Here is a 22,048-nt window from a genome sequence, read left to right as displayed (position 1 = left end):
ATGCACATCCCCACCGAACAGGTCCTGGTCAACCTCGCGCTCTACGACGGCGTCCGGGACGACGTCCAGCGCGACAGTGGCATCTGGATCGGCGCCGACGGCACGATCCGCGCGGTCGGGCCGGTCGACGACGTCCTCGCCGAGGCGGGTGACGCCAGGGTGGTCGACCTGCACGGCGACCACGTCATGCCCGGCCTGACCAACATGCACGTCCACCTGTCGCTCGGCCTGCCCGGCCACTTCGGCGACGAGGTGCACCGGTCGAACCTCGCCGAGCTGGTGCTGCTGATGGCCGACTCGGCCCGCCGGACCCTGCACGCCGGAGTGACCACCGCCCGGCTCGTCGGCGAGAGCCGGTACGCCGACTTCGCCCTGCGCAAGGGGATCGAGCGCGGCGCGGTGGACGGCCCGCGGATCTTCACCGCCGGGCACGCGCTCTGCTGCACCGGCGGGCACGGCTGGGAGGCCGACGCGCTGGAGGCCGACGGGGCGGACGGCTTCCGCCGGCTCACCCGGCAGCAGATCCGGGCCGGCGCCGACCTGATCAAGGTGTGCATCTCCGGTGGCATCGCCGGCGAGTTCGAGTCGATCGACACCCCGCAGCTGCTCGACGACGAGTTGGCGGCGGTGATCCGGGTGGCGCACGACTGGGGTCGTAAAGTCACCGCGCACGCCGGCCCGGCCGATTCGGTGCGCCGGGCCGTGGAACTCGGGCTGGACTGCGTCGAGCACGGCTACGAGCTGACCGACGAGGTGACCCGGCTGATGGCCGAACGGGACGTCTGGTATGTCCCGACCATCGTGGTCAGCCGCTGCGAGCAGTTCTTCCGCGACTCCGGCGTGCCAGGCTGGCTGATGGACCGCGCCCTGGCCGCCGGGCCCCGGCACTGGGAGAGCCTCCAGCACGCCATCCGCAACGGGGTGCCGATCGCGCTGGGCAGCGACATGCCGCCGCACGCCGGCTACGACGAGACGACCGCGACCGTGCGCGAGCTGGAGTTCATGGTGGAGGCCGGGATGCCCGTCGCCGACGCGCTGAAGTCCGCCACCATCCGCCCGGCGCAGTGGCTGGGCCAGGCCGACACCCTCGGCAGCGTCGAGGTGGGCAAGCAGGCCGACCTGCTCGTGCTGCGCGACGATCCCACCCGCTCGGTGTCCGCGCTGCGCACCCTGCACACGGTGCTCAAGGGTGGCGTCTCCTACCGCGACGACCACGGCCGCCTCGGCGTCGCCCGATGACGACGATCACCGAGGTCGCCGACCGGTACCTCGACGCGCTCGCCGGACTGGACCCGGAGGCGGCCGAGGCGGCTGGTCGTACGCCCGACTCGCGCTTCGCGGACCTCTCCCCCGACGGCTTCGCCGCCCGGGCGGAGCTGGCCCGTGGCACCGCTGCGGCGGCGGCCGGCGCCAGCGCCGACGGCACGGCGCAGCGGGCGCTGGCCGGCGCGCTGATCGACCGGCTGGCCAGCGAGGTCGACCTCTACGACGCGGGCTTCACCACCCGGCTGCTGGCCCCGCTGGCGACGCCGGTGCACCTGGTCCGGCAGGTCTTCGACAACCTGCCCCGCGACACCGCGCAGGACTGGGCGGTCGTCGCCGCGCACCTGCGCCGGGTGCCCACGGCCCTCGGCCAGTACGCCGAGACGCTGCGCCACTCGGCCGGGCGGGGGCACCTCGTCGCCCGCCGGCAGGTGCTGGCGGCCGCCGACCAGTGCACCGCCTGGGTCACCTCCGACGACTTCTACGGCCGGCTGGTGGCCGGGTGCCCGGACGGGCCGCTGGCCGGCGAGCTGGCCGCCGGGGCCCGGTCGGCCGCCGCCGCGACGGCGGACTTCGCCGCGTTCCTGCGTACCGAGCTGGCGCCCCGGGCCACCGAGGTCGACGGCGTCGGCCGCGACCTGTACGCCGTCACCGCGCGCAGCTTCCTCGGCGCGACGGTCGACCTGGACGAGCTGTACGCGTACGGCTGGGAGGAACTGGCCCGCACCGCCGCCGAGCAGCGCGTGGTCGCCGCCGAGCTCGGGTACCCGGACGTGGCGGGCGCACGGGCCGCACTGGACGCCGACCCCGCCGGACGAATGCCGGTCGGGCCCGACCTGGAGCGGTGGCTGCGGGAGCGCACCGAGCAGCTCACCGACACCCTGGACGGCCCGCACTTCGACATCCCGGCCGCCACCCGCCGGGTGGTGTGCCGGATCAGCCCCGCCGCCTCCGGGGTCATGTACTACACCCCGCCCGACGCGAGGTTGACCCGCCCGGGCGGGATCTGGTGGTCGACGCCCCCCGGCGAGGCGACGGTGCCGGTGTGGCGGCACGTCGGGACGCTCTGCCACGAGGGCCTGCCCGGGCACCACCTCCAGCACGCGATCACCCTCACCACCGCCGACCTGCACCCCTGGCAGCGGTCGCTGTGCCAGGTACACGGGTACGCCGAGGGCTGGGCGCACTACGCCGAACGCCTCGCCGACGAGCTCGGCCTCTACGCCGGCCCCGCCGAGCGGCTCGGGATGCTCGACGGGCAGATGTGGCGCGCCGCCCGGGTGGTCATCGACCTCGGCCTGCACCTGGACGTGCCGATCCCGGCCGGGACCGGCTTCACCGACGCGCGCCGGTGGACCCCCGAGCTGGCCGTGGACTTCCTGATCCGCGTCGCCGGGCTGGACCCGGCGACCGCGCGGTTCGAGGTCGACCGGTACCTGGGCTGGCCGGCGCAGGCGTTGGCCTTCAAGGCCGGGGCTCGGCTCTGGCAGCAGGCCCGCCGGGAGGCCGAACGGCGCGAGGGCGCCGGGTTCGACCGCAAGCGGTTCCACCAGCGGGCCCTGCGGCTCGGGCCGATGGGGCTCGACCCGCTGCGCGCCCGCCTCGCCGAACTCTCCTGACCCGCGACACCCCCGTCCGCCCCGACCGGAAGCGAGCCCCCGATGACCGTTGACGATCTCACCGCCGCCATCACCGACATGTACCGGTCGTTGGGCGACCGGGCGGCGTTCGACGCCCGGCTGCACCCCGAACTGACGATCTGGGAGTCCGACGCGCCCGGCCTGCTGGACGGGCTGGCCGCCCTGGACGACCTGCGGGACCGCCGGGCGGCCGGCCGGGGAACGACCGCGCCCCCGACCTCGGTCGCCCCCGAGCAGTTCCGGGCCGAGGCGTGGAACGACACCGGCCTGGTCCGCTACGTCCTGCGGGCCCGGTACGCGGCCGGGCAGCCGGACGACTGTTTCCGGGTGACGGACGTGCTGCGCCGCGACGAGCGGGGCTGGCGGATCGTGCACCACCACGCGGAGGCCCTCCGATGAGCGCCGAGGAACCGGTCACCGACCTGTACGACCTGCGGGTCGTGGTGGAGCGGATCGAGGGTCGCTCCGTCTGCGGCCTCCAGCCGGGCGACCACATCGACCTGACCGAGTCGAGCCGGCTCACCATCCCCGCCGGCCGGCACTTCTGCCTCTACGCCCTCGCGGCGTGCCTGCCGTTGTTGCCGGCCAAGCAGCGCCCGTTGCCGCCGGAGGACTGGCTGGCCCGGGACTGCCACGTGGCCTGCCCGGATCCGGACGAGCGGGTCATCCTGCGCATCGAGCGGACCGCCCGGCGACAGATTCCGACTGGAGAACTGACGTGAGCACCGACGACGGACGCCGGCTGGTCGGCATCGGACTCCAGTCCGACAAGAGCGCCGACGAGTACGCAGCGCTGGCCGAACTCGCCGAGCGGCACGGTTTCGACGTGCTGTCGGTCTTCGGTGACCTGATGTACCAGCCGCCGTTCTTCCCGCTGTTGGTGGCCGCGCGGCACACTCGGCGGATCCGGCTCGGGTCGGCCTGCCTCAACCCGTTCACCATGCATCCGGTGGAGATCGCCGGGCAGGTCGCGGCGCTGGACCTGGCGTCGAACGGGCGGGCCTACCTCGGGCTGGCCCGGGGCACCTGGCTGGACCAGGTCGGGGTGGCGCAGGCCCGGCCGCTGCGGCGGATCACCGAGACCGTCGACGTGGTCCGGCTGCTGCTGTCCCGCGACGACCGGGGTTTCCAGGGCCGGGAGTTCACCGTGGCGCCCGGCACCGCGCTGCGCTACGCCCCGGTCCGCGCCGACGTGCCCGTCCTGGTGGGCACCTGGGGTCAGCAGACCGCCCGGACGGCCGCCGCGTTCGCCTCGGAGATCAAGGTCGGCGGGTCGGCCAACCCGGCGATGGCCAAGACGATGCGGGCCTGGCTGGACGACGCCACGCCCGCCGGCCGGGCCGGTGACCCGGTCGGTGTGGTGCTCGGCGCCGTGACCGTGGTGGACGAGGACGGCGCCCTGGCCCGTCGGGTGGCCCGTACGGAGGTGGCCATGTACCTCGCCGTGGTCGCCGCCCTCGACCCGAACGTCGACATCGACCCGGAGCTGCTGTCGCGGATCCAGGCGCATGTCGCCCGCCAGGAACACGACCTTGCCGGCGCGCTGATCGGTGGGGACCTGCTCGACCTGTTCGCCTTCTCCGGCACCCCCGAACACGTCGCGGCGCAGGCCGCGGCGGTGTTCGACGCCGGGGCGACCCGGGTGGAGTTCGGCACCCCGCACGGTCTGACCCCGACCGGCGGTGTCGACCTGCTCGGCCGCCGGGTGCTGCCGCTGCTGCGGGGATGACGCCGTGGCGGGGGTGGGCCTGCACCCCCCGCTCCCGCCACGGGCCTCGCCGTTCCCCGCCGTCCCGATGCGACGTGACCACGGTCGAGCGCCGTCGGCGGTGTGACGTGTCAGCCATTCGCCGCTATTGACCGGCGTTGATCAATATGCTATCCCGCCATCTTTGCGCATCGTAGAAAGCGGCGGAAACCTCCCCTTTCGGATTCAGGCACGGCCAGCAACCAAGGCGTGACACATTGCCTTTCGTCGTTGCATAATGGCCGCCGCACGCGCTGTCGGGACCGTCGGTTCCCGATACAGCGACGCTGACCGAAGGGGACAATTCCGTGAAGCGGGACCACTCACCTGTGTTGCCTGGCGACGGTGCCACGGACTATGCGCGCTACATGCGTACGGACACGCTGCTCGACCTGCAACGCAGCCCGGAGGAGATGATCCACCGCGACGAGTTGCTCTTCCAGGTGGTACACCAGTCCACCGAGCTGTGGCTGAAGCTCGCGGCGGCCGAGCTGACCGAGGCGGTCGCCCGGGTCCACGCCGGCAAGCTCGCGGCGGCCACGCCGCTGCTGGCCCGGGCGACGCTCGGGGTACGGCTGGTCACCGACCAGTTGGAGATGTTCCGATACCTCTCCCCGGCCGACTTCCAGGCCATGCAGCCGGCGCTGGGCAAGGGTTCCGGCGCCGAGTCCCCCGGCTGGCGGCGGGTGCAGGCCGCGAGCCGGCAGCTCGGCCGGGCCTTCACCGACCACCTCGCCGCACGCGGAACCACCCTGGCGGCGCTGCCCGGAGCTGACCCGACGGAGCCCGTCCACCTGCTCGCCGAAGCGATGACGGAGTGGGACGAGCGGGTGTCGCTGTGGCGGGCTCGGCACTACCAGGTCGCCCTGCGCGTCGGAGGTCACGCCGCCGACGGCACCGAGGCGACGATGCTCGCCAAGCTCATCGGGCACCGCTTCTTTCCCGAACTGGGGCAGGCCGGCACGAAGTCGGCCCGCAGGTGAAAGTGACCGCTCCCATGCCGACCGGGCCCGTCAATCTCCGCCCACCCGGAATTCACAATCCTTCTCGCCGCACGTGGTCGACCCTGGGCGAAATGTCGAGGTGCGGTTCGTGCGTGAACTGACGAGTTGGCTGTCGGGCACCGCCGAGGCCGACAATTTTCCCTATTCCGAGGTGCTGGCGGAGTTTCACCGGGTCGGTAAACACTTCGTCGAAAAGGAACTTCTCGCCCTGCTCGACCAGATCCGGACCCAGGTGACCGTACCGGCGGCCGGCCCGCCGGCGCCCGCGGTCCGGCTGCTGCGTGACTTCCTCGACGTCGCGCTCGACAAGTGGGACGGCCGGTACGACTACCGCAGCTACCTGGCGCTGCGCCTGCTCCGACTGCCCTGCGGTGAGGACGACGGACCGGGCCGGGAGGACGACGGGCACGGCGACGGCGACGGGCCGGTCGCCGGAGCCGACAGCGCGCGCCGGGGCCGCGACCAGCTGCTCGTCCGCCTGGTCGCCGACGCGCTGGCGTTCGAACTGGCCGCCGGGGCCGACGCCACCGACCTGCTGCCGCAGGACCGTCCGAGCCGGGAGGTGGTGGCCAAGCGCTGCCGGCTGGGCGTGCGGGCCGCGTCGCCCGCCCTCACCCGGCTGGGCCTGGCCGGGGCGGTCCACGACCGGGAACCGGCGGCGCCGGCGACACTGCGGGACCTCGCCGCCGGACTCGACCCCGCCGGTGAGCTGGCCCTGCGGCTGAGCATGCTGCCGGTCTACGTGTCGCACGACGAGTACCTGTTCATCCGGGTGCTCCAGGCGTACGAGAGCCTCTTCGCGGGGCTCGCCGACGAACTGCGCGCCACGATCGCCGCCCTCTCCGCCGGCCAGGCGCGACAGGCCGCCGACCGGCTGGCGTACGCCTGCGGGCAGCTCACCGCCGCCGGGCCGCTGTTCTCGCTGCTGGCCACCATGCAGCCGGCGGCGTTCCGGACGTTTCGCCAGTACACCGAGGGGGCGAGCGCCATCCAGTCCCGCTCCTACAAGCTGGTGGAGTCGCTGTGCCGCACCCCCGAGGGGCCGCGGCTGGAGTCGCCCGCCTACCACCAGGTGCCGGAGGTCCGCGACCGGGTGCGCGCCGGTCAGCCGTCGGTCGACGAGGCGTTCCGGGCGGCGGTACGCGACGGCCTGCTCACCGGCCCGGACGGTGACCTGGTGGAACAGGCGATGCGCGGGTTCGCCACAGCCGTGCACCAGTGGCGGCGGACCCACCACCGGCTGGCGACCCGGATGCTCGGCCCCCGCCCCGGCACCGGCTACACGGAGGGCACGCCCTACCTGGCCGCCGTCCGGTCCATCCCGGTCTTCACCTCCGTAACCCACGATCCGATTTCATCGCGGACCACCGACCCGACCGGAGGCGCCCCCTCGTGAGCCCGCCCCACCCGGCCTACGGCCCCGACACCGCCGAATGCCTCGACGCCACCGCGCAGGCCGCCCTGCGCGCCGAGTTTCCGCTGCTGAGCACCTGCGTCTACCTGAACAACAACTCCACCGGCGCGGTGCCGAGAGACGCGGAACACGTGCTCACCGGCTACTGGGAGACGCTGCGTGGCTGGCGCGACGAGGTCTGGCAGGACTGGCACGTCGGCCTCGACCGGTACGCCGACTCGGTCGCCGCCCTCATCGGCGCACCCCCGGGCAGTGTCGTCACCGACGCGAACCTGAGCACGCTACTCGCCCGGGTGGCGTCCTGTTTCGACTACCGCGCGCCGCGCGACCGGGTCGTCACCACCGACCTGGAGTACCCGACCGTGCCGTTCATCTTCAACGCGTTCCGCCGCTACGGCGCCCGGCCCGACGTCGTCAGGTCGGGAGGTCCCCGCTTCGACGAGGACGCCCTCGAGGCGCGTATCGACGAGCGGACGCTGCTGGTGTGCGTCCCGCACGCCAGCTTCTCCTCCGGCGCCACCATCGACCTGTCCCGGCTGGTGCGGCGGGCCCACGACGTCGGCGCCCTGGTGGTCGTCGACGCCTTCCAGAGCGTGGGGGTCGTGCCGCTGGACGTGACGGCGCTCGGCGTCGACGTCGTCCTCGGCGGCGCGCACAAGTGGCTGTGCGGGGTCGGCACCGCCTTCCTGTACGTCCGCCCGGAGTTGGCGACCCGGCTGGAACCGGCGGCCACCGGCTGGCAGGCCGGCGACCGGGCGCTCACCTTCCAGCCGTCGACCGGCTGGGCGCCCGGCGCGCGGCGGTTCGCCGGCGGAACACCGTTCCCGCTCACCTCGCTGGTCTCCCAGGTCGGCCTGGACCTGCTGGCCGGGGTGGGCGTCGCCGCGATCCGCCGGCACTCGCTCGCCTGCACCCGGCGGATCCTGGACCGGGCGGCGGCAGCCGGCATCGACGTGGTCAGCCCGGTCGAGCCGCACCGGCGCGGCGGCGTGGTGTGCCTGGACGTCGCCGACGGCGAGGCGGTCAAGCGGCGGCTGGCCGCGCGGGACATGGTCTGTAGCTGGCGGGGCTACCTGCGGGTCGGCCCGCACGTCTACAACACCCTTGCGGAGATCGACGCGTTCATGGACGCGCTGGAAGAGGAGCTGGGCCGGTGAACGTCACGCTGTCACCGCGGGCGCTGATGAGCCTGCTGGCCAACGGGCCCAAGGCCATGGACGTGCTGGAGACCGCGCTCGGCATGGGTCTGCTCGACGCGCTGGAGCCGGGGCCGGCCCGCCTCGGCGAGCTCGCCGGGCGGTTCGAGGTACGGCCGCTGCGGCTCTACAAGTTCCTCGACTGCCTGGAGAGCCTCGGCTTCGTCGAGCGCAGCGAGCCGGGTGACGACATCGCCGCGGCCACGTACCGGGCCGTGCCCGGGCTCCGGGACGCCGTCACGGCGGTGGTCGGCCCGGACGCCGTCGAACGTGACCGGGACCGCTACCCCTGGCGGCGGCTGCACGGCCGGCTGGGCGAGAGCCTGCGCGGCGAGGTCAGCATGGGCGACGACGACTTCACCTGGCCACCGAGGACCGACGAGCAGACCGCCGCCTTCGAGCGCAGCATGGCAGTCGGGCTCGGCCCGGTGATCGAGGCGGTGCACCGCAACGCCGACCGGCTGTGGCCGGGTCGGCGGCGCCTGCTGGACGTCGGCGGCGGTGACGGCACGCTCGCCGCGCACGTCCTCGACGACGCCCCGGGGCTGCGGGTCGACGTGTACAACCTGCCTGCCGTGGCACCGCTGGTGGCGGCCACCCGGATCCGAGGAGGGCACCCGGACCGGCTGGGCTTCGTCGGCGGTGACTTCCTGGCCGAGCCGTTGCCGTCGGGCTACGACGCGCTGGCGTTCGTCCGGGTGCTGCACGACTGGCCGAACGAGGTCGCCCGACGGCTGGTCGAGAAGGCGTACGCGGCCCTGGAGCCGGGCGGGATGCTGCTGATCTGCGAGGAGTTCCGCACCCCGGACCGGCTGGCCGTGCAGTTCTTCTGGAGCTACTTCCTGATCGGGGTCGACAGTTGCGTGAGCCGGCTGCGCGAGGTCGAGTTCTACACCGGCCTACTCAAGGAGGTCGGCTTCGACCGGGTGGCGGTGCTGCCCGGCGGCTGGGAGCTGATCCGCGCGTACAAACCGGCGGCCGGGACCTGACCGGCGCGAGGCCGGCGATCCCGCGTCGCGTCGGCCCCGGTGTTTGACCGCCGGGGCCGGGGGAAGACCGTGCGCCCAGGGCCGATTCGGCGAGGAGCGACGATGGCGGACGCAGGACGGGCCAGGAAGGCCACCGGGGCGCGCAAGGCCCCGATGAAGCGGACGGCGGCGGCGAAGAAGGTGGCGACGGCCACGAAGCGGGCCACCGGGGCGACCGCGGCCAGGTCCCCGGGTGGGAAGCCCACTCCGACGACCGCCCGGGTGGCCCGGAAGAAGGACACCTCGGCCACGGCGGCGCCGGCCCGCGCCGGCAAGGCGCCGGCCACGGCCGCGCCGGCGAAGAAGGCGCCCGCCAAGAAGGTGGCGAAGTCCGCCGCGACCCGCGCCGGCGCGGCCTCGAAGACCCCGGCCCGCAAGGCGACGACCATGGAGTCGTTCGGCAGCCGGCGTACGCCCCGGACGAGCGCCCGCTGACCCGCCCGGACGCCGGTCACCTCAGGCCGTCGGCCAGAATGGGCCGGTGGTGAAGCGATCCCGCCGGAGGGCGGCCGACGACCGGGACGGGCCCTGCCCCTGTGGCTCCGGCCAGCCGTACGCCGGATGTTGCGGGCGGCTGCACCGTGGCGAGGCGGACGCGGCGACCGCCGAGGCGCTGATGCGCTCGCGCTACAGCGCCTTCGCCGTCGGCGACACCGGGTACCTGCTGCGCAGTTGGCACTCCTCGACCCGGCCACGCCAACTCGACCTCGACCCCGGCCAGCGCTGGACGGGACTGGAGATCGTCGACACCGACCGGGGTGGGCTTTTCGACGCCACCGGCGCCGTCGAGTTCCGGGCCCACCACCGGGCCGGCGGCCACCCGGGAACGCAGGCCGAGCGCAGCCGGTTCGTCCGCGAGGACGGCCGCTGGGTCTACCTCGACGGGCTGCCCGGCTGACGGGGGTGCCGGCGCCGTGACCAGCATGGCCGGCGTGCGGGCCCGGTCGTGGTGCCGGGGCACCGCGACCGGGACCCGGTCATCCGTTCGCGGCGACGCCGGTCGACAGGCCGAGCCGGTCGATCGCCGCCGAGACGAGCTCGTCCGGCGTCAGCGACACGTCGAGCACCAGCACCGACTCGTCCGGATGGGGCTGCTCCAGGGTGGCCAGCTGCGACTCCAGCAGGCTCGCCGGCATGTAGTGCCCGGCGCGCCGGGCCATCCGCTCCCGGATCACCTCGGCCGAGCCGTCCAGGTGGACGAACTCGACGCTCGGCGGCCCCTCGCGCAGCACGTCACGGTAGGACCGCCGCAGCGCCGAACAGGCCAGCACCGTCGACACGCCGTCGGCGGCGCGGTCGGCCATCCACCCGGCCAGGTCGCGCAGCCAGGGCAGGCGCGCGCCGTCGTCCAGCGGCACGCCGGCGCGCATGCTCGCGACGTTGGCCGGCGAGTGGAACTCGTCCGCCTCCGCGAAGATCAGCCCGGTGCGGGTGGCGATCCCCAGGGCCACGGTGGTCTTGCCGGCCCCGGACACCCCCATCACGACGACGTGCCGCGTCGGGGACGCGCCCTCACCAGTCATGGACGGTCCCGTCCTGGAGCCGGTTGAACGGCAGGTAGGCCGGCACGTACGGGAACTTCGCGGCGGCCTCCTCGTCCAGCTCGACTCCGAGCCCGGGCTGCTCCCCCGGGTGCAGGTAGCCGTCGGTGAAGGTGAACGACTGCCGGAACACCTCGTTGGTGAGCGCCCCGTGCTGCATGAACTCCTGGATGCCGAAGTTGTGGATGGCCAGGTCCAGGTGCAGCGCGGCGGCCATGCCGACCGGCGAGATGTCGGTCGGGCCGTGGATGCCGGACTTGATCTGGTACTGGGCGGCGAAGTCGAGCAGCTTGCGCATGGCCGTGATGCCGCCGGTGTGGGTGACGGCGGAGCGGACGTAGTCGATCAACTGCTCCCGGATGAGCGTCTGGTAGTCCCAGACCGTGTTGAAGATCTCGCCGATCGCCAGCGGGGTGGTGGTGTGCTGGCGGACCAGCCGCAGCGCCTCCTGGTTCTCGGCCGGGGTGCAGTCCTCCAGCCAGAACAGGTCGTACGGCTCCAGCGCCTTGCCGAGCTTGGCGGCCTGGATCGGGGTCATCCGGTGGTGGCCGTCGTGCAGCAGCGGCAGTTCCGGGCCGAACTCGCCGCGGACCGCCTCGAACACGCCGGGCAGGTGCCGCAGGTAGGAGCGGGTGTCCCAGTCCTCCTCGGCGGGCAGCGGGGTGCGCTGCGCCGGCTCGTAGTCGTACCGCTTGCCGTCGGCGCTGGGCTGCGCGGCGACGCCGTACACGGCGTTGATCCCCGGCACCGAGGTCTGCACCCGGATGGAGCGGAAGCCGAGGTCGAGGTGCCGGCGGATCGAGTCGAACAGCTCCGGCAGGTCCCGGCCGGAGGCGTGGCCGTAGGCCATGATGCCGGTGCGCGACGCCCCGCCCAGCAGCTGGTACAGCGGCATCCCGGCGGCCTTGGCCTTGATGTCCCACAGGGCCACGTCGACCGCCGCGATGGCGGCCATGGTGACCGGCCCGCGTCGCCAGTACGCCGAGCGGTAGAGGAACTGCCAGGCGTCCTCGATGCGGTGCGCGTCCCGGCCGATCAGCAGCGGTACGACGTGGTCGCGCAGGTACGAGGCGACCGAGAGTTCCCGTCCGTTGAGGGTGCCGTCGCCCAGGCCGGTGATGCCGTCGTCGGTGGTGATCTTGAGGGTGACGAAGTTGCGGTCGGGGCTGGAAACGATGACGTCAGCTGCGACGATCTTCACGGGGTGCCTCTCTTCCTTCAGGGTGCTCGGGCTGCTAACGGATGACGCTTCCGGCCTCGTGGCCGTCGAGAAGGGACAGTTCGGCGCGGCGCGGCAACCCTTCCCAGTCGCCGGGGCTGGAGACCGCGAAGGCGCCGAGGGTGGCCGCGCGGCGCAGCCGACCGGCCAGGTCGAGCCCGTCGAACCAGCCGGACAGATAGCCCGCGGTGAACGCGTCCCCGGCGCCGACGGTGTCGACGGCGGTCACGGTCAGCGCCCCGGTGTGCCGGACGCCGTCGCGGGCGTGCGCACGGGCACCGTCGGCGCCCAGCTTGACCAGGACCGTGTCCACGCCCCGCCGGAACAGCTCGGCCACGACGGTGGACTCGTCGGCCCCCGGGTCGCCGACCAGGTCCAGCTCGTCGGTGGAGGCGATGACGATCGAGGCGTACCCCGCCAGCGGGGTGAGCGCCTCGCGGGCGGCGGCACGGGACCAGAGGCGGGCCCGGTGGTTGACGTCGAGGCACACCGGGATGCCCGCCCCGGCGGCGGCCTCGGCCGCCCACCGGGTGGCCGCGCGGGCGGTGTCGGACAGCGCCGGGGTGATCCCGGTCAGGTGCAGCATCCGCGCGCCGGCGGTCAGCGGAGCCCGCAGGTCCTCGACGTCGAGCGCGGAGCCGGCCGAGCCGGCCCGGTGGTACTGCACCCGGGTCAGGTCGGCGGTGCGCCGCTCCAGGAACATCAGGCCGGTCGGCCGGTCGGGGTCCCGGCTCACGCCGTCGACGGCGACGCCCTCGGCGCGCAGCTGCCGCAGCACGTACTCGCCGAACTCGTCGGCGCCCACCCGGCCGGCCCAGGCGGCGCGGTGGCCCAGCCGGGCCACCCCGACCGCCACGTTGGACTCGGCGCCGGCCAGGTGCATGGTCAGCGGCCCCCCGGCGGCGAGCGGGCCGGCCGAGCGCAGCGACACCAGGGCCTCGCCGACGGTGAGCAGGTCCGGTGCGGTCATGATCCGGCCGACTCCCGCACGGCGGCGAGGTAGGTGCGCGCCCGCGCCCGCAGGGCGTCCAGGTCGCCGCCGGAGGCGGCGTCACCGACCAGGGGGCCGCCGAGGCCGACCGCGATCGCGCCGGCCCGGAAGTAGCCGGGCACGTCGTCCAGGCCGACGCCGCCGACCGCGACGAACGGGATGTCCGGGAAGGGATCGCGCACCGCCCTGAGGTACGCCGGTCCCCCGACCGCCGCCGGGAACAGCTTGACCACCGACGCCCCCATCCGCATCGCGGTGTACGCCTCGGTCGGGGTGAACGCCCCGGCGGCGACCGGGAGGCCGCGACGCGCCGCCTCGGCGATCGACTCGACCACGGCCGGCGTCACCACGAACTGCGCGCCTGCGGCGGCCACGTCGGCGACGTCGGCGGTGGTGAGCACCGTGCCGGCCCCGACCAGCGACCCGGCGGGGGCCGCCGCGCGCAGCGCCTCGATCACCCGCGTGGCGTCCGGCGTGGTGAGGGCCACCTCCACGACGCGTACGCCCTCCTGGAGCAGCGCGGTGCCCGCGGCCACGGCAGCGGCGGTGTCGGCGCCCCGGATGATGGCGAGGATGCGGGCGTCGGTCAGTTCGACGGTGAGGTTGACGGTCATCGTGGTCACCATTCCGCGTAGGAGCCGTCGCGGTGTCGCCACGTGGGGCTGCGCCACGCGTGTCCGCGCTTGTCCGCCGTCCGTACGGCGTGTTCGTCGATCTCGATGCCGAGGCCGGGTGCCGTGAGCCGCTCGACGTACCCGTCGACGAAGGTCAGCGGGGTCTTGTCGAGGCAGTAGTCGAGCAGCTCGGCGCCGAGGTTGTAGTGGATGCCGATGCTCTGTTCCTGGATCAGGTAGTTGGGCGTGGCGAAGCCGACCTGGAGGCAGGCCGCCAGGGCGATCGGCCCGAGCGGGCAGTGCGGGGCGAGCTGCACGTCGTACACCTCGGCCAGCGCGGCGATCTTGCGGACCTCGGTGATGCCGCCGGCGTGCGAGAGGTCCGGCTGGGCCACCGCGATGCCGGCCTGGAGCACCGGCAGGAACTCCTGCCGGTTGTAGAGCCGCTCCCCCGTCGACACCGGCGTGGTGGTGGAGCGGACGAACTCGCCGATGAGGTGCGAGTTCTCCGGGGCCACCGGCTCCTCCAGGAAGAACGGCCGGTAAGGCTCGAGCAGCGGGGCGACCCGGCGGGCGCTGGCGAGGGTGAACCGGCCGTGGAAGTCGACCGCCACGTCCCGCTCGTCGCCGAGCACCTCGCGGGCGGCGGCCACCCGCTGCACCACGCCGTCGAGTTCGGCGACGGACGCGACCGCGCTCATCCGGCCGGAGGCGTTCATCTTCACCGCGGTCAGGCCCGTGGCGACGGCGGCGCTGATCTGGTCGCGGACCTCGCTCGGCTCGTCGCCGCCGACCCAGCCGTAGACCCGGATCCGGTCCCGGACCGGGCCGCCGAGCAGCTGGTGCACCGGCGCGCCGAAGTGCTTGCCGGCGATGTCCCACAGCGCCTGGTCGAGCCCGGCCACGGCGCTGGCCAGGATCGGCCCGCCCCGGTAGAACGCGCCCTTCGTCATGACCTGCCAGTGGTCCTCGATCCGCAGCGCGTCCCGGCCGACGAGCAGCTCGCTGAGCTGCTCGACGGCGGTGCGGACGGTCTCGGACCGGCCCTCGCAGGTCGCCTCGCCCCAGCCGACGATCCCGGAGGACGTCTCGACCCGGACGAACAGCCAGCGCGGCGCGACGAGGAAGGTCTCCACCCGTGCGATCGTGGTCATGGTTTCCTCATCCCTTCGTCGCGCCGGCGGTGAGGCCGGAGACGACGTACTTCTGCACGAACAGGGCGATCAGCATGATCGGCAGGGTGACCACGGTGGCCGCCGCCATCAGGCCGCCCCAGTCGATGCTGGCGTAGCCGACGAAGTCGAAGATCGCCACCGGGAGCGTCTTGGTGTCGGCCCCGGACAGCACCAGGGCGAACATGAAGTTGTTCCAGGAGAAGATGAACGACAGGATGCCGGCGGTGGCGATGCCGGGCACCGACAGCGGCAGGGTGATCCGCCGGAACGCGCCGATGTGGGTCAGCCCGTCGACGAGCGCCGCCTCCTCGAGCTCGGTCGGCAGGCCGTCGAAGTAGCCCATCATGATGTAGACGATCAGCGGCAGCGACACGAACATGTGGCTGAGGATCAGCGGGGTGAACCCGCCGACCATCTGCAGGTTCGAGAACACGTAGTACCAGGGCACCAGCAGCGAGACGCCGGGGATGACCCGCGCCATGAGCACGACGAGCGCGGACTTCTTCATGTTGAAGCGGCTCATCGAGTACGCGGCGGGCACCCCGAGCAGGAGCGAGAGCACGGTGGCCGCGAACGCCACCCAGAGGCTGTTGCCGATGAACTGGATGTAGTTCGCCTGCTGGAGCACGTTGGAGTAGTTGTCGAACGTCGGGGAGAAGACGAACGCCTTCTCGGTGTCGTAGATGTCGACGTTCGTCTTCAACGACGCGGCGACCATCCAGACCAGCGGCGCGACCAGCGACAACACCACAAGGACGAGAGCCACCGTCCGGAAGACCTTGTACGGCCTGCGCAGCTTCATCGGTTCATCCCCTTCTTGCGGTAGGTCAGGGCCCACATCACCCCGATGATGATCAGGAAGAAGATGATGAGGACTGTCGATGAGACGCCGTAGTCGTTGTAGTCGAAGCTGAGCCCGTAGGCGTACACGTTGAGGGTTTCCACCTCGTGGAACGACCCGCCGCCGCGGCCCTTGGTGGCGTAGAGGATGTCGAAGGTCTTCAGGGCGTCGATACCGCGCAGCAGGATCGCGACGATCACGGTGGGCATCAGCAGCGGCAGGGTGACGTGCCGGAACCGCTGCCAGGTGCTGGCGCCGTCGATGAGCGCCGCCTCCTGCGGCTCGTCCGACAGCGACGTCAGGCCGGCGAGCAGGATCAGCACGACCATCGGCGTCCACTGCCAGATGTCGATGAACATGGTCGTCGGCAGGGCGGAGTTCTGCCCCGACAGCCAGGGCTGGGGGTCGATCCCGACCCAGCCGAGCAACTGGTTGGCCATGCCGATGTTGGGATCGAAGATCAGTCGCCACATCATGCCGACCGCGACCGGGGTGGCCACCAGCGGCAGGAGGATCGCGACCCGGACCCACTTCTCACCGCGGAACGGCCGCCACAGCAGCAGGGCGATCGCCATGCCGAGCACGACCTCGAAGAAGAGCACGACGCCCGTGAAGAGGCCGGTGCGCCACACGGCCGGCCAGAACCGGTCGGTGTCGCCGAGCACGTCGAGGTAGTTCTGGAAGCCGATGAAACTGCTCTCGGCGCGCACCGAGCCCTCGGCGTCGGTCAGGCTCAGGTACCCGGTCCACGCCACCGGGAAGACGATCAGCACGGCGACGAACAACATGGCGGGTGTCGCGAAGAGCCACTTGCGGTGCTCGTTGGCCCAGCGCGACCAGGCTGACGTCTCCGGGGATGCCGGACGGGCCTCGGGCGATCTCTTGACTGGTGTGGTGACGGCTGACATGGGGTCTCCGGAGGGGTCAGGGCCAGGGTCCCGACGCGGGGTGGCGGAGCCGGTCGGCTCCGCCACCTGCGCTTCGGACTACTTCGCCTCGTCGTCGAGGAACTTCTGGAACGCCTCGTTGGCGGCGTCCGCCGAGGCGGCCGGGTCCTTGCCGGTGATCGCGTCGACGATCGGCTGACCGACGATCTCCCGTGCCTGGGCGACCTTCACGACCAGCGGACGGTCGTGGCCCACGCCGTTGGCGGTGCTGACCGTGGTGGCCTCGGCGAGGTCCTTCGGGTAGGTCGCCGCACCCTCCGGGTTCTCCCAGACAGACGTACGGGCGCTGGGAACACCGGCCTTCTGCTGCGCCAGCGCCTGCTCCTTGCCAGCCGCCCACTGGATGAACTTCCAGGCGTTGTCCTGGTTCTTGGACGACTCGTTCACGCCGAGCGCCCAGGAGGGGATGTTGTACGGCTTCGAGCCGGCCGGGCCGGCCGGGAAGGCCGCGAACCCGACGGTGTCGGAGACCTTGGACTTGGCCGGGTCGGTGGCGTTCTTGTAGAGCGAGTTGGCCTCGGTGTAGAAGGCCGCCTTGCCCTGGGTGAAGATCGCCATCGCCTCGGACCAGCTCATGTCGGTGCTGATGTTCTGCGGTCCGTGCTCCCGCAGCAGCCCGCCGTAGTAGGCGTACGCCTGCTTGGCCTGCTCGGAGTTGACCGCGGCCTTGCCGTTGGCATCGACGAAGTCGCCGCCGAAGCTGTAGAGGAAGCTGGAGAACTGGGTGACGGCGGCCGACTTGCCGGTACGGGACACGAAGCCCGCCACGCCCGGGTTGTCCGCCTCGACCTTCGCCGCCTGCGCCTTGAGCTCATCGAGCGTCTTCGGCGGGGCGGTGAAGCCAGACTTCTCCAGCAGGTCCTTGCGGTAGTAGAGGACCTCCTGCTCGGTGATGATCGGCACGCCGACCATCTTGTCCTCGTACGTGGTGGCCTGCACCGGTCCGGACTGGAAGTCACCAACCTCGAACGCGCTGTCCGACTTGCTCTTCTCGGTCAGGTCGGCGAGGTACTTGTTCTTGCCGAACAGCTTCCCCTCCTGCAACGGCCGGTACATCATCACGTCCAGGTCGGTGGACCCGGCGTTCAGCTTGACGTTGTACTGGTCGGAGAGCTGGTCCTCACCGAGCTGGGTGACCTCCACCTTCAGGCCCGACTGCTTCTCGAACTCCGGCAGGGCCTTCTTGATGTTCTCCGACCAGACGTGGTTCACCAGCGTCACGCGCACGGTGTTCGAACTACTGGCGTCGTCCCCGCCGCCACCACAGGCCGACAGGCCGAGGGCGACGACCATCCCCAGGGAAGTCCCGATAACCGCTCGACGTCTCACGTCCATCACTCCTTATGCCGTGGCCGTGGCCGCCGCCCGGTCGGGTGGGCCGCCACCTCGCGTTTTACATCCGCTTAACTTCGGGATGCTAGGCCGAAAAAGCAGACTTATACAAGTAGTACATCCAACTGATATGCTCCGTCTTGTGAACTCGTCCTCTCCAGGGGTTGCCGCCGCCCAACTCGCCCCTGTCGAGGCTGGGCTGCACGCACAGGTCCTCGACCGCCTCGGCACGGCCATCTGCGGCGGGGAGCTGACACCCGGATCGGTCCTCAACATCGACGAGCTGGTCGACCGGTACGCCGTGTCCCGCTCGGTCGTCCGCGAGGTGCTGCGGGTGCTCGCCTCGATCGGGTTCATAGAGACCCGTCGCCGCGTCGGGGTCATGATCCGCCCCGCGGAAGCCTGGAACGTCTTCGATCCGCAGGTGATCCGCTGGCGGCTCGCCTCGGCCGGGCGCATCGTCCAGCTCCGCTCGATCACCGAGCTGCGCACCGCCGTCGAGCCGCATGCCGCCTGGCTCGCCGCCAGCCGGGTCGGCCACGACGAGGCGAGCGACCTCGTCGGGCTCGCGGCGAAGATGTGGGCCGCCGGCAAGGCCGGCGACGAGGAGCGCTTCCTCGATCTCGACATAGAATTCCACCGGCGGATCCTGGTCGCCTCCGGCAACGAGATGTTCGTCCGGTTGCAGGACCTGATCGCGGAGGTGCTCACCGGCCGGCACCAGCACCACCTGATGCCGCACCACCCGCACGAGCAGGCCCTCCAGTTGCACGCCGAAGTCGCCCAGGCGATCCAGCGGCGCGACGGCGAGCGCGCCCGGCGGGCCATGGTGCAACTCATGGAGCAGGCGTTCAACGAGATGAGCTCGATCTGGGAGCAGACCGGCGAGACCACCACCACCTGACCCGCCCCAGCCCAGCCCAGCCCAGCCCTCTCCCCCTCCCCGCTCTCGCCCTCCCTCGCCTCGCCCTCGCCTGGTTCTCCCGCGATCTTGCACTTTGGGCCCCCTAGATGCGGCGAATGCCCCCTTTGCCGGGGCAGAAAGTGCAAGATCGCGGGCTGAGGCCGCAGGTGGCGGCGGACCCTCGCGGGCTGAGGCCGCAGGTGGCGGCGGACCCTCGCGGGCTGAGGCCGCAGGTGGCGGCGGACCCTCGCGGGCTGAGGCCGCAGGTGGCGGCGGACCCTCGCGGGCTGAGGCCGCAGGTGGCGGCGGACCCTCGCGGGCTGAGGCCGCAGGTGGCGGCGGACCCTCGCGGGCTGAGGCCGCAGGTGGCGGCGGACCCTCGCGGGTGAGGGCGGACCGTCGCGGGTGAGGGCGGACCGTCGCGGGTGAGGGCGGACCGTCGCGGGTGAGGGTGGACCGTCGCGGGTGAGGGCGGACCGGGCGGTGGGGGCGGGTACGCGAGCTGACCGGCCTGCTGCTGGTCACCGGCGGCGGGGCCGGGCTGGACCCGTACACGTGATCACCAGGAGCAGCGCGACGATCAGGTACGGCACCGCGGCCACCGCGAAGGCGACCCCGTTGCCGGCCCCGGTGGCCAGCAGGCCGTACCCGCCGTACACCCCGATGATCGTCACGTCCGTGGCCATCCCGGCCAGCGATGTCACCGTGGCCCGGCTGCCACCGGTGATCCGGGCCTGCAACCGGGCGTCGGCGAGCACGGTGGCGAGCTGGAAGCCGCAGAACGCGGCCCCGACCAGCACGAAGCCGACCGGCCGGACGAGCAGCGCCCCGGCGGCCAGGGCCAGGGCCGACAGCGCCAGCAGCCCGGCGTACCCCCTGACGGTCAGCCGCTCCCCCATCGGGGCCAGCAGACCTCCCACGCCCACCCCGACCCAGGTGAGCAGGAGCAGCAGCGGCACGGTCGCCTCGCCGACGCCGGTGTCCCGGGCCAGCAGGGGGGTGTACTCGTCCAGGGCTCCCCACACGGCCGCGACGACCGCGACCAGCAGCACGGCCGCGCGTACGGCCCGGTCGGCGTGGATCTCGGCGAACCCGGCACGCAGGCTCGCCCACCAACCGAGGTCCTCGTCGTCGTCCGCCCCGACGTCGCGCCCGGTCCGCTCCGGCCCCCCGTCGACCACACCGGCGGCGCAGGCAGGCCCGGCGGGGGCGGGGGCGGGCGCAGCACAGGCGAGCACGGCGTCAGCACAGGCAGGCACGGCGTCGACGCAGGCAGGCACGGCGTCAGCGGGAGCGGGAGCGGTTCGGTGGTATTCCGGCAGCCGGGTGGCGGTGGCGACATCGGCGGGTGCTGGCCGGCGGTGTTCCGGAAGTCGGGTGGCGAGGGCGGCGGCGAGCAGGCAGGCGAACACGCTGGCCACACCGACGGCCAGGTAGCCGCCGGCCGCGTACACGGGTCCGGCCAGCAGGATCGAGGTGAGCACACCGAGGGTTCCGGCGGTCTTCGCCCGACCGATGACGCGGGCGTACCGGCCGGCGGCGCCGAGGCGGTCGAGTTCGGTGAAGACCAGCGCCTCCAGCGCGCCCGAGGCGAGCGCCCCGCCGGCGCCCCAGAGCACGAACCCGACGGCGAACGCAGGGTACGAGGGCACGAGCACCCAGAGAGCGAAGCCGGCGGCGGTGACCACCGGTGCGAGGCTGAGCAGCAGCCGCCGGGAGACCGCGTCGGCGAACGCGCCGGAGGGCACTTCCAGCAGGATGCTGGCGGCCGACCAGATCACGAACAACGACGAGATCTGCCACACCGACAGGCCGGTGTCGCTGAACAGCAGCGCGTACAGCGGGTAGAGCAGGACCAGTTCGGTGAGGAACGCGTACCCGTAGAGGGTGGCCGCCAGCCGGCGGGCGCGCGCGTCGGACACGCGCGGAGAGTGGACAGTCATGGGACCTTCCGGTGGGGACGAAGCGGACGCCGGATGTACGGCGACCGCGGCGGCCCACGGCAGTGGTCCCTAGCAGTGCATCAACATCGCCAGGTCATGCCGGCGATAGTAGCCGCGCCGGCCAGGACGGTCACACCCTTTACCGGACACGCGTCGGGGTGGGATCCGCTGCGGATCCCACCCCGACGGCGGCCTGGTCAGCGGCGGTGCCGCTCGCCGTCCAGCGGCGGGATGACCATGGTGGCCTCGCTGTCCTCGCCGACCGGCCGGGCTCCGACGGTGGCGTCGTGCGAGGTGACCTGGGTGGCGTCCGGGTCACCCTGCCGTGGCACGGGCACGGTCGGGTCGGCGTCGACGCGCGGGCCGGAGACCACCTGGGTCGCATCCGGATCGGGGCCGACGCGGGGGCCGGAAACCACCTGGGTCGCGTCCGGGTCGCCGTCGTTCGTGGCGGGTGCGACGAGGTGGGCCTCGCTGTCACGGCGTCCGGCCTGGTAGGCGCGGGCGTGCGTGGCGATCAACTGCGACTCCCGCTCGGCCCGGGTCAGCCACGACTCCCAGCGGCTCTGCATCGGACGGACCAACCCGCCGCCCACCCCGACGACGAGGATGCCGCCCACGGTGGCCAGCACCGCGATCAGCACCGGAGTGGTGACCGCGGTGGCGACGCCGACCTGGTTGAGCGCCGCGATGACGCCCAGGCCGAGGATGAACACGGAAGCGATGGTGGCCAGGATCCGGCCGTACGACAGCCCGCCCAGGGCGCCGCTGATGATGTCCTTCACCGCGTTGGCGATGGCCGCGGCGACCACGACTATGACGATCGCGACGAAGGCCCGCGGCAGCCAGGCGATCACGCCGGCGATCAGGTCGGAGATCGGGTTCGGTCCCCAGATGCCGAAGGCCAGCTGGAGGGTCACCAGCAGCACTCCGTAGTAGGCGAGCTTGGCGACGATGTCACTGGCGTCGTACCGGGAGCGGGCCAGGGCCCGGCGGATCCCGCCGCGCTCCACGGCACGGTCGAAGCCCACCCGTTCCAGCACCTTGTCCACGATCTTCAGCACGGCCTTGGCGATCAGCCAGCCGGCCACCAGGATGGCCACGAAGGCGACGGCCTTCGGCAGGAACAGCATCACCGACCGAAGGGCGTCCCCCACCGCGTCGCCGAAGTTGTCTCTCATCGGAAATCCTCCACACCGCATCCGGGTTCGTCCGGCCCGACCTACCCCCGGCGGCGACCCGGGAAACA

General features: G+C 72.6%; 22 protein-coding genes. 12 read left to right on the top strand and 10 right to left on the bottom strand.

Features of this window, described 5'->3' with window-relative positions; translation table 11 throughout:
• The 11 genes from GA0070608_RS24315 to GA0070608_RS24265 all read left to right on the top strand — a co-directional run bounded on the left by GA0070608_RS24315 (window position 1) and on the right by GA0070608_RS24265 (window position 10,190).
• A complete protein-coding gene (locus GA0070608_RS24315; protein ID WP_091630795.1) occupies window positions 1–1,239 on the top strand; it encodes an amidohydrolase family protein in 1,239 nt (412 codons plus the stop codon).
• On the top strand, window positions 1,236–2,882 hold the full coding sequence (locus tag GA0070608_RS24310) for a DUF885 domain-containing protein (RefSeq protein ID WP_091630794.1): 1,647 nt from the start codon (window positions 1,236–1,238) through the stop codon (window positions 2,880–2,882). Before GA0070608_RS24315 ends, GA0070608_RS24310 begins: the two co-directional genes overlap by 4 nt.
• A 42-nt stretch (window positions 2,883–2,924) precedes the next feature.
• Complete coding sequence (locus GA0070608_RS24305; protein WP_091630793.1) at window positions 2,925–3,302, top strand: nuclear transport factor 2 family protein; 378 nt, start codon at window positions 2,925–2,927, stop codon at window positions 3,300–3,302.
• Complete coding sequence (locus GA0070608_RS24300; RefSeq protein WP_091630792.1) at window positions 3,299–3,625, top strand: TIGR04076 family protein; 327 nt, start codon at window positions 3,299–3,301, stop codon at window positions 3,623–3,625. The genes GA0070608_RS24305 and GA0070608_RS24300 overlap by 4 nt, the downstream gene beginning before the upstream one ends.
• A complete protein-coding gene (locus GA0070608_RS24295) occupies window positions 3,622–4,632 on the top strand; it encodes an LLM class flavin-dependent oxidoreductase (RefSeq protein ID WP_176733824.1) in 1,011 nt (336 codons plus the stop codon). Before GA0070608_RS24300 ends, GA0070608_RS24295 begins: the two co-directional genes overlap by 4 nt.
• Window positions 4,633–4,958: 326 nt before the next feature.
• A complete protein-coding gene (locus GA0070608_RS24290) occupies window positions 4,959–5,633 on the top strand; it encodes a tryptophan 2,3-dioxygenase family protein (RefSeq protein ID WP_091630791.1) in 675 nt (224 codons plus the stop codon).
• Window positions 5,634–5,733: 100 nt separating this feature from the next.
• Complete coding sequence (locus GA0070608_RS24285) at window positions 5,734–7,050, top strand: tryptophan 2,3-dioxygenase family protein (protein WP_091630790.1); 1,317 nt, start codon at window positions 5,734–5,736, stop codon at window positions 7,048–7,050.
• On the top strand, window positions 7,047–8,225 hold the full coding sequence (locus tag GA0070608_RS24280; protein ID WP_091630789.1) for an aminotransferase class V-fold PLP-dependent enzyme: 1,179 nt from the start codon (window positions 7,047–7,049) through the stop codon (window positions 8,223–8,225). Before GA0070608_RS24285 ends, GA0070608_RS24280 begins: the two co-directional genes overlap by 4 nt.
• Window positions 8,222–9,253 carry a methyltransferase gene (locus tag GA0070608_RS24275; RefSeq protein WP_091630788.1) on the top strand — a complete coding sequence of 344 codons (1,032 nt, stop codon included), beginning with the start codon at window positions 8,222–8,224 and terminating at the stop codon, window positions 9,251–9,253. The genes GA0070608_RS24280 and GA0070608_RS24275 overlap by 4 nt, the downstream gene beginning before the upstream one ends.
• A gap of 102 nt (window positions 9,254–9,355) precedes the next feature.
• On the top strand, window positions 9,356–9,727 hold the full coding sequence (locus GA0070608_RS34025; RefSeq protein WP_141719541.1) for a hypothetical protein: 372 nt from the start codon (window positions 9,356–9,358) through the stop codon (window positions 9,725–9,727).
• A 46-nt stretch (window positions 9,728–9,773) separates the two neighbouring features.
• The gene (locus GA0070608_RS24265; protein WP_091630786.1) at window positions 9,774–10,190 is read left to right on the top strand and encodes a YchJ family protein; all 417 of its coding nucleotides are present in this window, start codon (window positions 9,774–9,776) and stop codon (window positions 10,188–10,190) included.
• A gap of 79 nt (window positions 10,191–10,269) precedes the next feature.
• Here GA0070608_RS24265 and GA0070608_RS24260 read toward each other — a convergent pair whose 3' ends face one another.
• The 8 genes from GA0070608_RS24260 to GA0070608_RS24225 all read right to left on the bottom strand — a co-directional run bounded on the left by GA0070608_RS24260 (window position 10,270) and on the right by GA0070608_RS24225 (window position 17,841).
• Window positions 10,270–10,815, bottom strand: a complete 546-nt coding sequence (locus GA0070608_RS24260) for a gluconokinase (protein WP_091630785.1) — start codon at window positions 10,813–10,815, stop codon at window positions 10,270–10,272.
• Entirely contained in the window at window positions 10,805–12,034 is a 1,230-nt protein-coding gene (manD, locus tag GA0070608_RS24255; protein ID WP_091630784.1) for a D-mannonate dehydratase ManD, read from the bottom strand. The genes GA0070608_RS24260 and manD overlap by 11 nt, the downstream gene beginning before the upstream one ends.
• A gap of 34 nt (window positions 12,035–12,068) precedes the next feature.
• A complete protein-coding gene (locus GA0070608_RS24250) occupies window positions 12,069–13,022 on the bottom strand; it encodes a sugar kinase (protein ID WP_091630783.1) in 954 nt (317 codons plus the stop codon).
• Window positions 13,019–13,657, bottom strand: a complete 639-nt coding sequence (locus GA0070608_RS24245) for a bifunctional 4-hydroxy-2-oxoglutarate aldolase/2-dehydro-3-deoxy-phosphogluconate aldolase (protein WP_245715918.1) — start codon at window positions 13,655–13,657, stop codon at window positions 13,019–13,021. Before GA0070608_RS24245 ends, GA0070608_RS24250 begins: the two co-directional genes overlap by 4 nt.
• Window positions 13,658–13,662: 5 nt before the next feature.
• On the bottom strand, window positions 13,663–14,811 hold the full coding sequence (gene dgoD / locus GA0070608_RS24240) for a galactonate dehydratase (RefSeq protein ID WP_091630782.1): 1,149 nt from the start codon (window positions 14,809–14,811) through the stop codon (window positions 13,663–13,665).
• A gap of 7 nt (window positions 14,812–14,818) precedes the next feature.
• Window positions 14,819–15,634, bottom strand: coding sequence for a carbohydrate ABC transporter permease (locus GA0070608_RS24235; RefSeq protein WP_091630781.1), 816 nt, complete (start codon window positions 15,632–15,634; stop codon window positions 14,819–14,821).
• Complete coding sequence (locus GA0070608_RS24230; RefSeq protein ID WP_218107578.1) at window positions 15,631–16,581, bottom strand: carbohydrate ABC transporter permease; 951 nt, start codon at window positions 16,579–16,581, stop codon at window positions 15,631–15,633. The genes GA0070608_RS24235 and GA0070608_RS24230 overlap by 4 nt, the downstream gene beginning before the upstream one ends.
• 78 nt (window positions 16,582–16,659) lie before the next feature.
• Window positions 16,660–17,841 carry an ABC transporter substrate-binding protein gene (locus GA0070608_RS24225; protein WP_245715917.1) on the bottom strand — a complete coding sequence of 394 codons (1,182 nt, stop codon included), beginning with the start codon at window positions 17,839–17,841 and terminating at the stop codon, window positions 16,660–16,662.
• Between the two features lie 253 nt (window positions 17,842–18,094).
• Here GA0070608_RS24225 and GA0070608_RS24220 point away from each other — a divergent pair, with 253 nt between their 5' ends.
• A complete protein-coding gene (locus tag GA0070608_RS24220) occupies window positions 18,095–18,856 on the top strand; it encodes a FadR/GntR family transcriptional regulator (protein ID WP_245715916.1) in 762 nt (253 codons plus the stop codon).
• A 521-nt stretch (window positions 18,857–19,377) separates the two neighbouring features.
• Here the strand turns inward: GA0070608_RS24220 and GA0070608_RS24210 are convergent.
• Complete coding sequence (locus GA0070608_RS24210) at window positions 19,378–20,799, bottom strand: MFS transporter (protein WP_091630776.1); 1,422 nt, start codon at window positions 20,797–20,799, stop codon at window positions 19,378–19,380.
• A 197-nt stretch (window positions 20,800–20,996) separates the two neighbouring features.
• The gene (locus tag GA0070608_RS24205; RefSeq protein WP_091630775.1) at window positions 20,997–21,980 is read right to left on the bottom strand and encodes a mechanosensitive ion channel family protein; all 984 of its coding nucleotides are present in this window, start codon (window positions 21,978–21,980) and stop codon (window positions 20,997–20,999) included.
• Between the last annotated feature and the right edge of the window lie 68 nt (window positions 21,981–22,048).

Source organism: Micromonospora peucetia (genome assembly GCF_900091625.1).
In the GTDB taxonomy this organism is placed as follows: domain Bacteria; phylum Actinomycetota; class Actinomycetes; order Mycobacteriales; family Micromonosporaceae; genus Micromonospora; species Micromonospora peucetia.
The sequence above is the reverse complement of the archived record's forward strand: the minus strand, read 5'-3'. Positions and strand labels throughout refer to the sequence as shown.

What these genes read in the sequence shown, in the direction of transcription:
- GA0070608_RS24230 (WP_218107578.1), bottom strand. Translation starts at nt 16,581, where the DNA reads ATGTCAGCCGTCACCACACCAGTCAAGAGATCGCCCGAGGCCCGTCCG.
- GA0070608_RS24315 (WP_091630795.1), top strand. Translation starts at nt 1, where the DNA reads ATGCACATCCCCACCGAACAGGTCCTGGTCAACCTCGCGCTCTACGAC.
- GA0070608_RS24310 (WP_091630794.1), top strand. Translation starts at nt 1,236, where the DNA reads ATGACGACGATCACCGAGGTCGCCGACCGGTACCTCGACGCGCTCGCC.
- GA0070608_RS24300 (WP_091630792.1), top strand. Translation starts at nt 3,299, where the DNA reads ATGAGCGCCGAGGAACCGGTCACCGACCTGTACGACCTGCGGGTCGTG.
- GA0070608_RS24205 (WP_091630775.1), bottom strand. Translation starts at nt 21,980, where the DNA reads ATGAGAGACAACTTCGGCGACGCGGTGGGGGACGCCCTTCGGTCGGTG.
- dgoD (WP_091630782.1), bottom strand. Translation starts at nt 14,811, where the DNA reads ATGACCACGATCGCACGGGTGGAGACCTTCCTCGTCGCGCCGCGCTGG.
- GA0070608_RS24250 (WP_091630783.1), bottom strand. Translation starts at nt 13,022, where the DNA reads ATGACCGCACCGGACCTGCTCACCGTCGGCGAGGCCCTGGTGTCGCTG.
- GA0070608_RS24260 (WP_091630785.1), bottom strand. Translation starts at nt 10,815, where the DNA reads ATGACTGGTGAGGGCGCGTCCCCGACGCGGCACGTCGTCGTGATGGGG.
- GA0070608_RS24235 (WP_091630781.1), bottom strand. Translation starts at nt 15,634, where the DNA reads ATGAAGCTGCGCAGGCCGTACAAGGTCTTCCGGACGGTGGCTCTCGTC.
- GA0070608_RS24210 (WP_091630776.1), bottom strand. Translation starts at nt 20,799, where the DNA reads ATGACTGTCCACTCTCCGCGCGTGTCCGACGCGCGCGCCCGCCGGCTG.
- GA0070608_RS24305 (WP_091630793.1), top strand. Translation starts at nt 2,925, where the DNA reads ATGACCGTTGACGATCTCACCGCCGCCATCACCGACATGTACCGGTCG.
- GA0070608_RS24245 (WP_245715918.1), bottom strand. Translation starts at nt 13,657, where the DNA reads ATGACCGTCAACCTCACCGTCGAACTGACCGACGCCCGCATCCTCGCC.
- GA0070608_RS34025 (WP_141719541.1), top strand. Translation starts at nt 9,356, where the DNA reads ATGGCGGACGCAGGACGGGCCAGGAAGGCCACCGGGGCGCGCAAGGCC.